10 protein-coding genes are annotated in these 12,834 nt (G+C 62.7%); 8 read left to right on the forward strand and 2 right to left on the reverse strand.

Annotation, left to right across the window (positions count from 1 at the left end):
* Nucleotides 1-193 precede the first annotated feature (193 nt).
* From F0357_RS04635 to F0357_RS04650, 4 genes are all read left to right on the forward strand, one after another.
* Entirely contained in the window at nt 194-1,111 is a 918-nt protein-coding gene (locus F0357_RS04635) for a hypothetical protein (RefSeq protein ID WP_153479301.1), read from the forward strand.
* 474 nt (nt 1,112-1,585) lie between these two features.
* Complete coding sequence (locus tag F0357_RS04640; protein ID WP_153479302.1) at nt 1,586-3,610, forward strand: coiled-coil domain-containing protein; 2,025 nt, start codon at nt 1,586-1,588, stop codon at nt 3,608-3,610.
* A gap of 319 nt (nt 3,611-3,929) precedes the next feature.
* Nucleotides 3,930-4,343 (forward strand): hypothetical protein, encoded by a 414-nt coding sequence (locus F0357_RS04645; RefSeq protein WP_153479303.1) that lies wholly within the window; start codon nt 3,930-3,932, stop codon nt 4,341-4,343.
* A gap of 352 nt (nt 4,344-4,695) precedes the next feature.
* A complete protein-coding gene (locus tag F0357_RS04650) occupies nt 4,696-6,777 on the forward strand; it encodes a hypothetical protein (RefSeq protein ID WP_153479304.1) in 2,082 nt (693 codons plus the stop codon).
* Between the two features lie 42 nt (nt 6,778-6,819).
* Here the strand turns inward: F0357_RS04650 and F0357_RS04655 are convergent, their stop codons facing one another.
* Nucleotides 6,820-7,521, reverse strand: a complete 702-nt coding sequence (locus F0357_RS04655; protein ID WP_153479305.1) for an HAD family hydrolase — start codon at nt 7,519-7,521, stop codon at nt 6,820-6,822.
* A 278-nt stretch (nt 7,522-7,799) separates the two neighbouring features.
* Here F0357_RS04655 and F0357_RS04660 point away from each other — a divergent pair, with 278 nt between their 5' ends.
* Entirely contained in the window at nt 7,800-7,964 is a 165-nt protein-coding gene (locus F0357_RS04660) for a DUF3563 domain-containing protein (RefSeq protein ID WP_153479306.1), read from the forward strand.
* A 66-nt stretch (nt 7,965-8,030) separates the two neighbouring features.
* On the opposite strand, the gene F0357_RS04665 is transcribed toward F0357_RS04660, so the two are convergent.
* A complete protein-coding gene (locus F0357_RS04665; RefSeq protein ID WP_153479307.1) occupies nt 8,031-9,485 on the reverse strand; it encodes an amidase in 1,455 nt (484 codons plus the stop codon).
* Nucleotides 9,486-9,645: 160 nt separating this feature from the next.
* Here F0357_RS04665 and F0357_RS04670 point away from each other — a divergent pair, with 160 nt between their 5' ends.
* The 3 genes from F0357_RS04670 to bcsA all read left to right on the forward strand — a co-directional run bounded on the left by F0357_RS04670 (nt 9,646) and on the right by bcsA (nt 12,827).
* Nucleotides 9,646-9,798, forward strand: coding sequence for an entericidin A/B family lipoprotein (locus F0357_RS04670; protein ID WP_153479308.1), 153 nt, complete (start codon nt 9,646-9,648; stop codon nt 9,796-9,798).
* A 169-nt stretch (nt 9,799-9,967) separates the two neighbouring features.
* The gene (locus F0357_RS04675) at nt 9,968-10,132 is read left to right on the forward strand and encodes a DUF3563 domain-containing protein (protein WP_153479309.1); all 165 of its coding nucleotides are present in this window, start codon (nt 9,968-9,970) and stop codon (nt 10,130-10,132) included.
* 529 nt (nt 10,133-10,661) lie between these two features.
* Nucleotides 10,662-12,827 (forward strand): UDP-forming cellulose synthase catalytic subunit, encoded by a 2,166-nt coding sequence (gene bcsA, locus F0357_RS04680; protein WP_153479310.1) that lies wholly within the window; start codon nt 10,662-10,664, stop codon nt 12,825-12,827.
* The last annotated feature ends 7 nt before the right edge of the window (nt 12,828-12,834 follow it).

A 12,834-nucleotide genomic window follows, 5' to 3' on the forward strand; every position in this document is an offset into this window, starting at 1 on the left:
TTGTTCCCAAGCGCCCGACGAATACGCGTCATAGCTCCGATGGTGAGCGAGTGGTGCTTGGTTATTGAAAGGGCTCACGTCGATCGCGGACCGTAATGCCGCCTGCACTGTCGCGCTTACCCAAAGTGGCTAGTGCAGGCTTGAATTAGCGCGATTCGGTTGTAGAGTCGGGACATCTGGGGAGCGGTTCGCAATGTCGAGTGCCATTCAAGTCTGGAATCCAGACGATTGGGAGCTTTTCGCCTTCCGCCTACTTCAAGGTCGACATGGCGCGCTACACGTTCACAAAATTCCCGCCGCGCATAAGGGAGATTACGGAATAGATTATTATTGCACCGGTGACTCAGTTGCATACCAGTGTTACGCAGTTGAGGAGCCCATCGATATATCCACAAGAGCAGAACGCCAGAAGAAAAAGATTAATGCAGATCTTTATAAATTTATTAAAAATAACGAAGAGATATCGAAAGTATTTCTAAATATGCCCATAAAGCATTGGATATTACTCTCGCCGTTACATGACAGCAAGGAGGTAAATATTCACTGCGCAAAAAAGACAAAGGATCTCCGCGACGCTGGCTGCGCCTCTTTCGATCCGATGATTGAGGTAATGATCCAAGACCCAAGCGCCTTCCCGCCCGATATTGTGGCCCAGGGGATCTCCGCCCTTTCGGAGGTGACTCTATCAGTTCCATCTCCCTCTCAGAGTGAAGTTGATACGTGGACCGCCGGCTCGTCTAATCTTCTAGCCAATGCCACTCATAAGCTGAGGAAGCGAGCGACATCAGATCAACTAGACAGTTTAGTTGCAGAAACTGTGAAATTTTTTCTGCAAGGAAATGCCTTGCTTGATGCGCTGCGCTCAGGCTCTCCAGACCTTCACGAGAAGGTCATTTCTGCGATCAAAATGCACGTTCGCCGACTGGAATTCGCTGGTCCTAAGGCGAGCGGGCCCGCCGGCAGGATTCTGCACGCAGAACTAGATGCACTCATAGCGACCATCCGAGCGGCTGCACCGACCCTTTCTAACGAAAATGCCGAACAGGTTGCCTACGGGTCGATCTCTGAGTGGATCATGCGTTGTCCATTGGACTTCCCACATGCCGAGTGACTCCACCCTGAGCCGGTCAATCCTGGGACGGCCATTTACCTATACGCCACGTCCCGACCCCCTTCCCGGCGACCTCCGCATGTCATGGGGGATCGCAGTTCTGCTTATAACTCTGTTCTATAGTCGCGGAAAGAAATCTAATTTTCAGAAACTTCAATTTCTGGCTCACTCTGTTCGCCATCGGGAAAGCCGGGAGGAAGTTCGCGGCCTCTTATCTGGCGTGTATAGACCTTCGGATGTTTCCGTCCATGTCGAGCCGTCACTTAATCGCGCAGTGGCGTTTGCTTGCGCTCTGAAGCTTGCGGCCCTGAATAATGGAACCTCCCTTTCTCTCACTGAGAAAGGCGCACAAATTGCGAAATCTATAATCGAAAATCAAGATTCCCTCAAAGAGGAATCCGAGTTCTTGCGAGAAGTCGCCCCGAAGATTACAGATTCAATTATGAAGCGCGTTTGGCGGTTAGAGGACCTACGATGACGCTACGTATTCGCCATTTGAGGCTTCGAGCTGTCACAACTGACGGAGTCTATGGCTCCGATTTGCGCTTCGGGCCCGGACTAAATGTCCTGTGGGCAGATAATACGAAAGGTAAATCAACATGCATGCAAGGCATGTTGTACGCGTTAGGCTTGGAGCGCATGCTGAGCCCGAGGCGCGAGATTCCTCTACCACATGCCATGACAAGCTATTTGAACACCGATAGCGAAAAGCGAGTTGAAGTCCTTGAGTCTAGCATTTCACTCGAAATATCAAACGGCGATGATCAGATCGTCACAGTAAATCGTTCAGTAAAATCGAGTACGGATACCCGTTTAATAACCGTTGATTTTGGTGCGGCACTCTCAGATGGCGCCACCGGATTGCAAAGGCGGAGCTTTTTTGTACTAGATCCAGGCGCAGCGCAGCGAGAAGATGGCTTTCACCATTTTCTGGAAGGCTTTCTAGGATGGCGCCTTCCTCAAGTCCGTAGGTATGATGCACCCGAGACAAAGCTTTACCTCGAAACTATATTTCCACTATTCTGGGTTGAGCAGAAGTTCGGTTGGAGCGCAATACCAGCCGCAATACCTACTTATATGAAAATTCGTGAAGTACATAAGCGCGCAGTTGAGTTCATGTTGGATTTGGATGTTCACAAGCTCGAAATGGAGCGCGAACGCCTGACTGAGCGCATTATGGCCAACGCGAAGGAGTGGTCCGTTATCAGAAGCGAGTTGGAGAATTTTGTGACAAGAGGCGGCGGCAGGATTGTCGCGTTAAGCGAAAGCCCCCTTGCCGATACAGCCTCATTGTCGAATGCACATGTCCAATTGGTTGACGGGGCCGATTGGATTGCTCTTAGCGCCCTTATGGCAAGGCTTCGCGAATTCATTGCAATACGCAAGGCCTCCGATATACCAGCAGTTGAAGATAGATCGAATGAGACAGCTGAGCAGCTTCGGCATTTAGTTGATGTTGTTGAGAATTTGAACGCACAGCGCGTGCAGCTGCATGGGGTTCAGCAAATCAAGAGCGCAGACATACAATCTATTGAGCGTAGAATAATATCTTTACAAGATGATCTTCAGAAAAATCTTGACGTACAAAAACTGCAACGGTATTCAGGCACATCACACTCCCTGACACCGGACAGATGCCCGACCTGCGAGCAATCTTTAACTGATACATTGCTTTCACAGGACGGCCTTTCTGCGATTATGTCCGTCGCAGACAATATTGAGTACATTAGATCTCAGAAGAAAATGTTTGAAGATATTCTCGCAAGAGAAATCCGCAATCAGAACGAACGCAGAGAGCGCCTCGCCGCTACAGGGCAGCAATTAAGAAATTACTACGCACAGATCCGGACTCTCCGGTCAGAACTGGTCGCGCCGGGCTCTAACCCGTCAGCAGCGGATATTGAAGAACGCGTCCGAGCTGAATCAGACCTTCGAGACCTTGAGGCACTGCAAGCGATCTTCGATAATGCCCTCGAGAGGCTTCGCGAGTTGCAAAATAGTTACGTCGATCTACTAAAGGAGCAGGCACGAATTCCAAGCGAAAAACTCACCGAGAAAGATCAAGATAAGATTCAGACGCTAACAAAATTCATTCAGAATCTTGCTAGAGATTTCGGTTTCAGCACGTTCTCGCCAACAGAACTATCAATATCACAGGACACTTACAGGCCAGAGAAAGAAGGATTCGAAATCGGCTTTGAGACATCTGCTAGTGATGCTATTCGGTTAAAGTGGGCATATCAAATTGGCCTGTTAGAGTTATCCCATGACAAACTAACCAACCACCCTGGTATATTAGTATTTGACGAACCTCGCCAGCAATCCTCATCGCGACCAAGCTTTCAGGGGTTGCTAGCGCGCGCCTCTATATCAATCAAGAACGGTCAGCAAGTAATTTTCTCAACCAGCGAGGATCTCGAGATACTCAACAGCATAACTTCTACTATAGATTGCAAGGAGATCATCTTCCCTGGGTATATTCTTCAGAAACTTTTCTGATCAAAATATAATTTTGTTATTTTTATGGATCCACTCGCCGTGCCGATGAACATTTATTGAGACTTCACTTTCAAAAGCATATCGCATGACATCGGACTATTTTTTAGTTTGAGCTCGCGTTTAAGTATCTCATGCTAACGCCCCTGATTATTAAAAAAGGGCGCCGTGTCTCGCCTATGTCTGCCCCCCCTCGCCTCCCCCCGCCGCCCGCGCTAACCTCGCCCTCTCGGCTCACGACTCGGCGCAGACCGGGCGGGCGGGGCGCGCGGAGGCGCGGGTGGGAGGGACGTCATGGTTGGACTGAACGAGGTCGCCGCCGGTGCGCCGGCGGCGCAATCCGGGCTTCTCAGCCGCGAGCGCATCGTCGCGCGGCCGGGCTTCAATCGCTGGCTGGTGCCACCCGCGGCGCTCGCCATTCCTCGTCTCGATCGGGACGGCCGACGGCGTCTCCGTGTTCTGCCTGCCGCTCGCCGCGGCGATCGGCATCACCAAGCCGGTTGCCTGTCCGATCGGCTTCCTCGATCAGCGCGTCTCGACGACGCGCGACGGACAGATCGCCTCGCTCGGCTGGATGGACACACCGCGTCTTCGTGCCGCTCGGCCTCTCGGCCGCGCTGTGGGGCGGCTGGCTCGGGCGTCGGCCCGCCGGAAGGCGCGGCGCGGCGGCGTTCTGCTGGTTCGGCGGCCCGCCGATCGGGGCCGGCCCGCCGCGGCCGAGGGCACGCGCCGCTAGGGTCTCGGGCGCGGCGAAGGCCCTGCTCCGGCGAGGCTCGCCGGAAAGGCAGGTCTCGAAAGACCGCCCCGACGTCGCGGGCATTTTCTCGGCCGTTTGGTCTCGGCCCATGGGTTCGGCCTGAGGGTCTCGGCCATCTCGTCTCGGCCTGAGGCTCTCGCTCCAGGCGTTGACCGCCGCACGCCGGGATTTGCAGGCCGCCCTCTTCGCACCTGCGATATCGCGGGGCACCAGGCGCGCCCCGTGCGGCTGCCCGCCGCCTGCGCAGCCGTGCAGGTTATTTCCGCATCGTTCGGCATTGACGACCGCAACCGATAGTGTCACTCCGGTCCCACGCTGTGGGGAGCGTGTCATGTCGAATTCGGTCGAACGGCGCAGTCTGCGCCGGATTCTCTTCGTCGCCTTCAGCGCCGGCGTGTTCCTGGCCGGCTGCGTCATCGCAATCAAGAGTTTCGCCACGTTCGCCGATCTGGCGCGCGCCATGCCGCTGCTCGACCAGTGGGATCAGCCGGGCCTCGCGCAGTTCGATTTCGCCCATTTGGTTGCGCAGCACAACGAGCACCGCATCCTGTTTCCGCGGCTGATCTTCGCGGCCGACGCGGCCTGGTTCGGCGGCCGCAACGTACTGAACTATCTGACGATCCTCGCCTGCGTCGCGACCTCGTTCCTGATCCTGCTCGTCACGGCGCGGCGGGCGGGCCTCAACGGCCCCTGGCTTCTGTGGGCGGCGGGCGTCCTCCTCGCCCTCTCCGCCTGGCCAATCCAGATCGAGAATTTCGCCTGGGGGTTCCAGACCCAGTTCGTCGGGGTGTTCACCGCCGGCCTCGCGGCGATCGTCGCCATCTGCCTGCCGGGCGGCGGGGCCGCGGGCGCGATCGCGGCGATGCTGTTGTCCGCCGTCGCGGTCTATACGATGGCGAGCGGGGCGGCGGTGCCGGTCGTGGTGCTCCTGCTTGCCATCGCCTGCGGGCGGCCGCGGGGCCAGGTCGTCGCCGTCGGGCTCTGGGGCGTCGCCCTCGTCGGGCTCTACCTCGTCGGCTATGCGTCGCCGCCGCAGCATTCCTCGTTCGGCGACGCCGGACACCATCCGCTCGCGATCGCCGGCCATATCCTGACCCAGCTCGGCGCCCCGTTCGGCGACGTGGTGAGCGCCATCATGAAGATCGGCCGGCCCGCCGCGGCGATGGTGGTGGGGCTTGCCGGCGCGGTCGCCTTCGCCGGCGTCGGATGGACGATCGTGCGGGCGGTCCGCGACGAGCCGCGTGCCCGCGCCCGCCTCGCCCTCGTCGGAATGATGGGCTTCCTCCTCCTGGCGAGCGGACTCATCGCCGTCGGCCGGGTCCGCTTCGGCCTCGATCAAGCCTTCTCGAGCCGCTATGCGACGCCCGTCCTCCTGTTCTGGATGGGCCTCGTCCTGGCGATCGCGACGGCGGGGAAGCGGGCCCGCATCGCCTGCGCGGTCGCGTCGGTGATCGTGATCGCGCTCATCCTCCGCTTCGAGGGGCGCTATGTCGGCATCGCCAAGACCTGGGTGGCGCAGCACGACATGGCGACGCCCGCCTTCCTGAGCGGCGTCGCCGACGCGGCGCTGTTGCGCGCGACCTATCCCAATCCGGCCCGGCCACTGCAACGGCGCGCGGAACTCCTCGCCGACCGTCTCTCGGTGTTCTCCGAGGATTGGGCGCGCTGGATCGGCACGCCGCTCGCCGACCACGCCGCCATCGGCCCCGCGGACCGTTGCGCCGGTACATTCCGGTTCGCCGCGCCGCTCCCGGTGGCGGGCGGCGAGAGCTGGCGGGCCGAGGGAACGCTCGCCGCGCGCGATCAGACGGCGAGCGGGCGCATCGTGCTCGTGGACGGCGCCAAGCGCGTCGTCGGCTACGGGCTGACGCAGATGGTCTGGCCGCGTCGGCAGACGGGCCTTCCCGACGGCGCGCGCGCCTGGATCGGCGACTTCACCGCGGCGGACGCTTCGGCCGTGACGGCTTTCGTGCTGCTCGACGGCGCACCCGCGACCGCCTGTCCGATCGGGGCGGCGGCGATCGTCGGGGCGGCACCGACGCTGCGGATCGATCCGGCCCCGAATGCCGGCCTCTCGAACGCACCGGAGGGCGGCGTCATCGACAACGTCTCGCTCGTCGACGGCAGAGTGGTGATCAACGGGCGCGCCCTGCTCGGCGCGCGCGCGCCGGCCCTCGCGCTCGCCACCAACCTGCCGGTCTCCGCCGCGTCGCTGACGACCTATCCCTCCGTCGGCAATGCCCGGGTCAGCACCGATCCGACCCTCGGCGACGACGGCTTCGAGATCGTTCTCGATCTCAAGCCCGGCGCGACGCTCGGGGCCGGGACGACGCTCTGCCTCGCGAGCCTCGATCCGGACTTCGGCCCGCATCGCCTGCGCAACGGGCCGCGCCCCGACCTCTGCCCGGGCTGAACCTCCCTTTGCGGCGAAGCGGATTCGCCGCCCGCGCCCCGGTCAAGCGAGCTCTTCGATCAGCCCGGGAAGCAGGCCGAGATCGTCGATGGCGCGGAAGCGGGGCGAGCCGACCGGAGGCTCGGCATGCTCCAGGGCCCATGTCAGGGGATGGGGCACGTGGACGCCCCAACTGCCCGCCTCGATCGCCGGCACCACGTCGGATTTCAGCGAATTGCCGACCATCATGGCGCGATCGGCGCCGTCGCCGTGGCGCGCGAAGATCCGGGCATAGGTCGCCGGGGTCTTGTCGCTGACGATCTCGATCGCATCGAAATAATCGCCGAGGCCGGACTGGGCGAGCTTGCGCTCCTGGTCGAACAGATCGCCCTTGGTGATGAGCACGATGCGGTAGGCGTTGCTCAGCGCGCCCAGCGTCTCGTGCGCATGGGGCAGCGTCTCGATCGGGTGCTTGAGCATCTCCCGCCCGGCGGCGAGGATCTCCTTGATCGTGTCGGCCGGGACGCGGCCCTCCGTGACCTCGATCGCCGTCTCGATCATCGACAGGGTGAAGCCCTTGATGCCGAAGCCGTAGATCGAAAGGTTGCGGCGCTCGGCCTCCAGGAGGCGGCGCGAAATGTCGCCGGCCTCGCCGTGGTCCGACAGCAGCATGGTGAAGCGTTCCTCCGTCATGCGGAAGAAGCGCTCGTTCTGCCAGAGTGTGTCGTCGGCGTCGAAACCGATCGTGGAAAGTTGTGTGGCCATCGTCGTCGTCTCGCAGGGCCGAACCGAGGACGGGCGCCCCGGGCCGCGGGTGGGTTTGGTGCATCGTGCCGCGCGGCGAGGCGAAGCCGATATCACAATCCCGTCGAAAGCGGGGCGGGCTCGCAGGGCCGCGCGACGCCTTCTGCACTGCGGCATGGCGATGCTGCATGGCAGCATTGCTTTCCTCGGCATAGCTCGCTCGCCCGGAGACGCCTATCTTTCTCCTCGGAAACGCAGTGAGGGCTCCAGTGGGACATCACGTCCGAGGAGCGAAAATCATGTTCAAGCCTGTCACCCATCGTCTTGCCGCGGCCTGGAAGCGGTTCAATGCTTACAGCCCCGAACTGGATTATTTGAACGCAGCCGGAGATCGCATCGATCTCGAGAGCCGCCAGCGCGAAATCGATCGCGGCCGGTTCCAGAGCCGCCCGTTCGGCTACTGATCTTTCACGGCCAAGCCGGCGTCAGCGGCGCCGCGGCCCGATGCAGTCCGCGCCTTGGCGCGCCGCTCAGGCGCGCAGCAGCGGGGGCGTCGGGCGTGTGGCGCGCGTCGCAAGATCGTAGGCGTGGCCGACTTGCAGGACCGCGAGGTCCGCGCGGTTCGGCCCGATGATCTGCACGCCGGTCGGCAGGCCGCCGCTCGAAAATCCCGCCGGCACCGCGAGCGCGGGAAGCCCGGCGAGAGTCCAGATGCTCGTCGCCTCCATCCAGCGGTGATAGGTGTCCATCGTCCGGCCACCGACCGCGCGCGGCCAGGGCTGCGTCTTGTCGAACGGGAAGACCTGGGCGACGGGCGCCAGCAGGAAATCGTAGCGCTCGAAAAGCTTGAGCAGCGCGCGGTACCAATCCGAACGGATCACTCCGGCGCGGCGGACGTCGAGACCGCTGTGACGTGACGCGCCCTCGATCTCCCATTGGATCTCCGGCTTCAGGAGAGCCCGTTGGGCTGGGTCCTCGTAGAAGGCGAGCAACCCCCCGCCCGACCAGACTTGGCGCAGGATGAGCCACGCCTCCCACAACCGCTCGAGCGGATAGCCGACCTCCGCGACGGGCTCGACCACGCATCCCGCCGCCTCGAAGCCCGCGAAGGATTTTTCGCAGGCCGTCAGCACGCCCGGCTCCATGGCGAGATAGCCGCCGAAATCGCCGACCCAGCCGATCCGCGTCCCGGCGAAATCCCGGGCCAGGGGCGCGGCGAACCCGGCCGCATCCTCGGCGATCGACAGCGGATTGCTGGCGTCCGGCCCGGCCTGCACAGAGAGCTGGAGCGCGACATCGGCGACGCTGCGCCCCATCGGGCCCTCGCAGGCCAATTGCTCCAGGAACACGTCGTCGCGCGGCCCATAAGGCACGCGTCCGGCGGAAGGACGGAAGCCGAACACCCCGTTGAACGCCGCCGGATTGCGCAACGACCCCATCATGTCGCTGCCGTCGGCGGCGGGCACGAGATTGAGCGCGAGGGCCGCGCCCGCGCCGCCGCTCGAGCCGCCCGCCGTCTTCGAGGGGTCCCAGGCGTTGCCGGTCGCGCCGTAGACGGGATTGTAGGTCTGCGAGCCGAAACCGAATTCCGGCACGTTAGTCTTGCCGATGAAGATCGCGCCCGCGCAGCGCAGGCGGCTCGGCATCAGGCCATCCTCGTCCGGCACGTGATCGCGGAAGAGCGGCGACCCGTAGGTCGTGACGATACCTTTCGTGTCCTCGAGGTCCTTCACCGCCCAGGGAAGGCCGTGCAGCAGGCCGATCGGCTCCCCGGCCGCCGAGGCGCGGTCGCAGGCCGCCGCCTCGCGCAGAAGTTCGTCGCGGGGTCTGAGCGCCACGATCGCGTTGACGAGGGGATTGAGCCGCTCGATCTGATCGAGGAAGGCGTTCATCACCTCCACCGCCGAGAGGGTGCGATCACGGAGGGCGCGGACGAGCGTCACCGCCTCGTTCTGAACAATGCTGGGCGCGAGGTCCGTGGTCATCAAGAGAGCTCCGGGGCAAGGCACACGCGGCGGGCGACACTCACGAGCACCGGACGGGCCTCGCGTTGGCCTCAGGGAAGCCGATTCCAGCCCCCGGGGGAACTCCTGGCCCCACGCGGCATTTATGCCGCACGTCCCTTCTCACGCTGGAGCTTCGCACATGACTTCGCTGCGCACCCTCGTCGTCTTCGCCTCGCTCGCCGTGAGCGCGCTCGCTCTCGCCGCATGCGGGAACACGGTCCGCGGGGTCGGGCAGGACATGAGCAAAAACGGCAGCGCGGTACAGGGCGCCGCCGAGGACATGACGCGCTGATCCGCACGCTTATGCTGCAACGCAGCAGCTATTAGCCTTTAACCAGCCCTTCGCTCGCTGCATAGCAGCAATTCCGACTGCGACCTACCCGCCGGCTCCGACCCGGTCTATCTCTATCGACGGAAACGTCGAGTGGGCTCCATGAACAAAGATTTCAGAGGAGCAGACCATGTTGAAGCCTGTTGCGAATAAGCTCGCCGCCGCTTGGAAGCGCATGCGGGACTACGATCCGGAGCGCGACTATCTGAACAGCGCCCGTGATCTGATCGACCTGGAGCGCCGCCAGCGCGAGATCGATCGCGGCAAGTTCCGCCATTCCGGCTACGGCTACTGAGCCGTCGGGCCGTTGCGGATCGGTTGAAGACCGGTCCGCGTGCCACCCGGGATGCCGCTGCGAGCCCCATAACGGCAACGCCTCGCCCGCGCGGGACCTTGCATGTTATCGAGACCCGTTTCGCTGCGCTGCAGCGCAACATTGACCTGCGCGCGACCCGAGATCTGCGCGCGACCGTCGCTTCGCCTCGTGCGAGCGCGGGCATTGTCGCCGCTGCCGGGATTGGCCCGCGCGGACTCCCTACCGGATCACCCGGAGGCATCGCGGCAAGGCGCTGACGATCGCCCCACTCCGGGCTGTCGAGACGCGCCCAACAAGCGCCATTGACACCGTCTTTCCCCCACGCCACCAACGACATCCGCTCGGATCGCCGTCGTGACGCGCTGTGACCGGACCGTCACCCGTCCGCCGGGCGGTGCGCCGCCCCGTGGTCCACGGAAAAGCTTCGGAAACCCACGGCGTGCGACAAGAGCGCGATCCGTGGTGACCGAGTCGAGCGGTGGGCCCTGGGACCGAGGCGGAGCGAACGATGCTGCGATTGTTGACGACGCCGCTCTGGATTGCCGCCATGGCGTTGGTGGTCTTCCTCATCACCGAGCCGATCAACCTCCAGGCCCATCTGATCGTCGGCGTGATCGTCGTGATCGTGCTCGGCCTCATCAAGTTCTTCGGGCCGCAGGGCGTCTTCCGCCAGGTTTTCCTCGCCCTCGGCACCGCGATCGTGCTCCGCTACGCCTATTGGCGCACCACGAGCACCATTCCGCCGATCAACCAGCTCGAAAACTTCATCCCGGGCGTCATCCTGTACGTCTTCGAGATGTACAACGTGCTCGCCCTCGGCCTCAGCCTCTTCACCGTGGCCGATCCGCTCTCCCGCCCCTCCCCACCGCGGGCCAAGCCCGAACTGGCCCCGACGGTCGATATCTTCATCCCGACGTACAACGAGAGCGAGGATCTGCTCGCCACCACCGTCGCCGCGGCCCGCGCCATCGATTATCCGGCGGATCGCTTCAAGGTCTATCTGCTCGACGACGGCGGCACCGACCAGAAGTGCAATTCGGACGATCCGATGACCGCCCGCGAGGCGCAACGCCGGCGCGCATCGCTGAAGCAGCTCTGCGCCGACCTCGGCGCCCATTACATCACCCGCCCGCGCAACGAACACGCCAAGGCCGGCAATCTCAACCACGGCCTGTCGCACACCTCGGGCGACCTCGTCGCCGTGTTCGACGCCGACCATTGCCCGGCCAGGGACTTCCTCAACGAGACGGTCGGCTTCTTCCTCGAAGACCCGAAGCTCTTTCTCGTCCAGACCCCGCACTTCTTCATCAACCCGGACCCGCTCGAGCACAATCTGGCGACGTTCGAGAAGATGCCGTCCGAGAACGAGCAGTTCTACGGCATGGTGCAGCGCGGGCTCGATCGCTGGAACGCAGCGTTCTTCTGCGGCTCGGCGGCCCTGCTGCGACGCGAGGCGCTGCGGCAGACCAACGGTTTCTCCGGTGTCTCGATCACCGAGGATTGCGAGACCGCGCTAGAACTGCACTCGCTCGGCTGGCACAGCGTCTATGTCGACAAGCCGCTGATCGCCGGCCTCCAGCCGGAGACGTTCGCGAGCTTCATCGGCCAGCGCTCCCGCTGGGCGCAGGGCATGATGCAGATCCTGCTCCTCAAGAATCCGGTGCGGCGCCGCGGCCTGAAGTTCTCGCAGCGCCTCTGCTACATCACCAACGCCATGTTCTGGCTGTTCCCAGCCGGCCGCCTGACGTTCATGTTCTCGCCGTTGCTATATCTCTTCTTCGGATTGCAGATCTTCAACTCGTCTGGCGGCGAATTCATGGCCTATACGTCGAGCTATATGCTCGTGAACCTGATGATGCAGAATTATCTCTACGGTCGCTATCGCTGGCCGTGGATCTCCGAACTCTACGAATATATCCAAGCCGTCTATCTCTTGCGCGCGCTCGTCGCGGTCGTCGCCAACCCCCGAAAACCGACCTTCAAGGTCACAAACAAGGGCGAGACGCTCGACGTGAGCCGCATCTCCGAGCTCGGCGGGCCCTATTTCATCATCTTCGCCCTGCTCATCGCCGGCGTCGGGATGACTTTCTACCGGCTTTGGACGCAGCCCTATCTCGCCGACATCACGGTCGTGGTGGGCGGCTGGAACGTCTTCAACCTGCTCCTCGCCGGCGCCGCGCTCGGCGTCGTCTCCGAGAAGCGCAACCTGCGCCAGGCGCCGCGCGTCGATCTCAGCATTCCGGCCGAGATCGAGATCGACGGCGTGCGTATGCCAGCCCTCATCGAGGACGGCTCGATGGGCGGCATCCGCGTGCGCCCGCTCGACAAGCCGACACGCGATCCGAAGCAGGGAGACGTTGTAGTCGTGCGCCACAAGACGCGCGCGACGATCCCGAACGACGGCCTATCGCTCACGGTACGCGGCGTCTCTCGCGATGCCGAAGGGCTCCACCTCGGGTGCCAAGTGAGCACCCGCGAGGCAACGCAGGTGCGCCTTCTCGCCGACATCGTCTATGCCGACGCCGCGCAATGGCAACGCTTCCTGGCGAAGCGCCGGCGCGGCATCGGTGTCTTGCGCGGAACGCTGTTCTTCCTCTCGATCGCGCTGTTCCAGTCGGCCCGCGGCATCGCCTATCTCGGGCGGCGCCGGAAGCCCGCGCCCGTCGCCCATTGACGCCTCG

The sequence above is a fragment of the Segnochrobactrum spirostomi genome (assembly GCF_009600605.1).
Classification (GTDB): domain Bacteria; phylum Pseudomonadota; class Alphaproteobacteria; order Rhizobiales; family Segnochrobactraceae; genus Segnochrobactrum; species Segnochrobactrum spirostomi.

What these genes read in the sequence shown, in the direction of transcription:
- bcsA (WP_153479310.1), top strand. Translation starts at nt 10,662, where the DNA reads ATGCTGCGATTGTTGACGACGCCGCTCTGGATTGCCGCCATGGCGTTG.
- F0357_RS04635 (WP_153479301.1), top strand. Translation starts at nt 194, where the DNA reads ATGTCGAGTGCCATTCAAGTCTGGAATCCAGACGATTGGGAGCTTTTC.
- F0357_RS04655 (WP_153479305.1), bottom strand. Translation starts at nt 7,521, where the DNA reads ATGGCCACACAACTTTCCACGATCGGTTTCGACGCCGACGACACACTC.
- F0357_RS04665 (WP_153479307.1), bottom strand. Translation starts at nt 9,485, where the DNA reads ATGACCACGGACCTCGCGCCCAGCATTGTTCAGAACGAGGCGGTGACG.
- F0357_RS04640 (WP_153479302.1), top strand. Translation starts at nt 1,586, where the DNA reads ATGACGCTACGTATTCGCCATTTGAGGCTTCGAGCTGTCACAACTGAC.
- F0357_RS04675 (WP_153479309.1), top strand. Translation starts at nt 9,968, where the DNA reads ATGTTGAAGCCTGTTGCGAATAAGCTCGCCGCCGCTTGGAAGCGCATG.
- F0357_RS04650 (WP_153479304.1), top strand. Translation starts at nt 4,696, where the DNA reads ATGTCGAATTCGGTCGAACGGCGCAGTCTGCGCCGGATTCTCTTCGTC.
- F0357_RS04660 (WP_153479306.1), top strand. Translation starts at nt 7,800, where the DNA reads ATGTTCAAGCCTGTCACCCATCGTCTTGCCGCGGCCTGGAAGCGGTTC.
- F0357_RS04670 (WP_153479308.1), top strand. Translation starts at nt 9,646, where the DNA reads ATGACTTCGCTGCGCACCCTCGTCGTCTTCGCCTCGCTCGCCGTGAGC.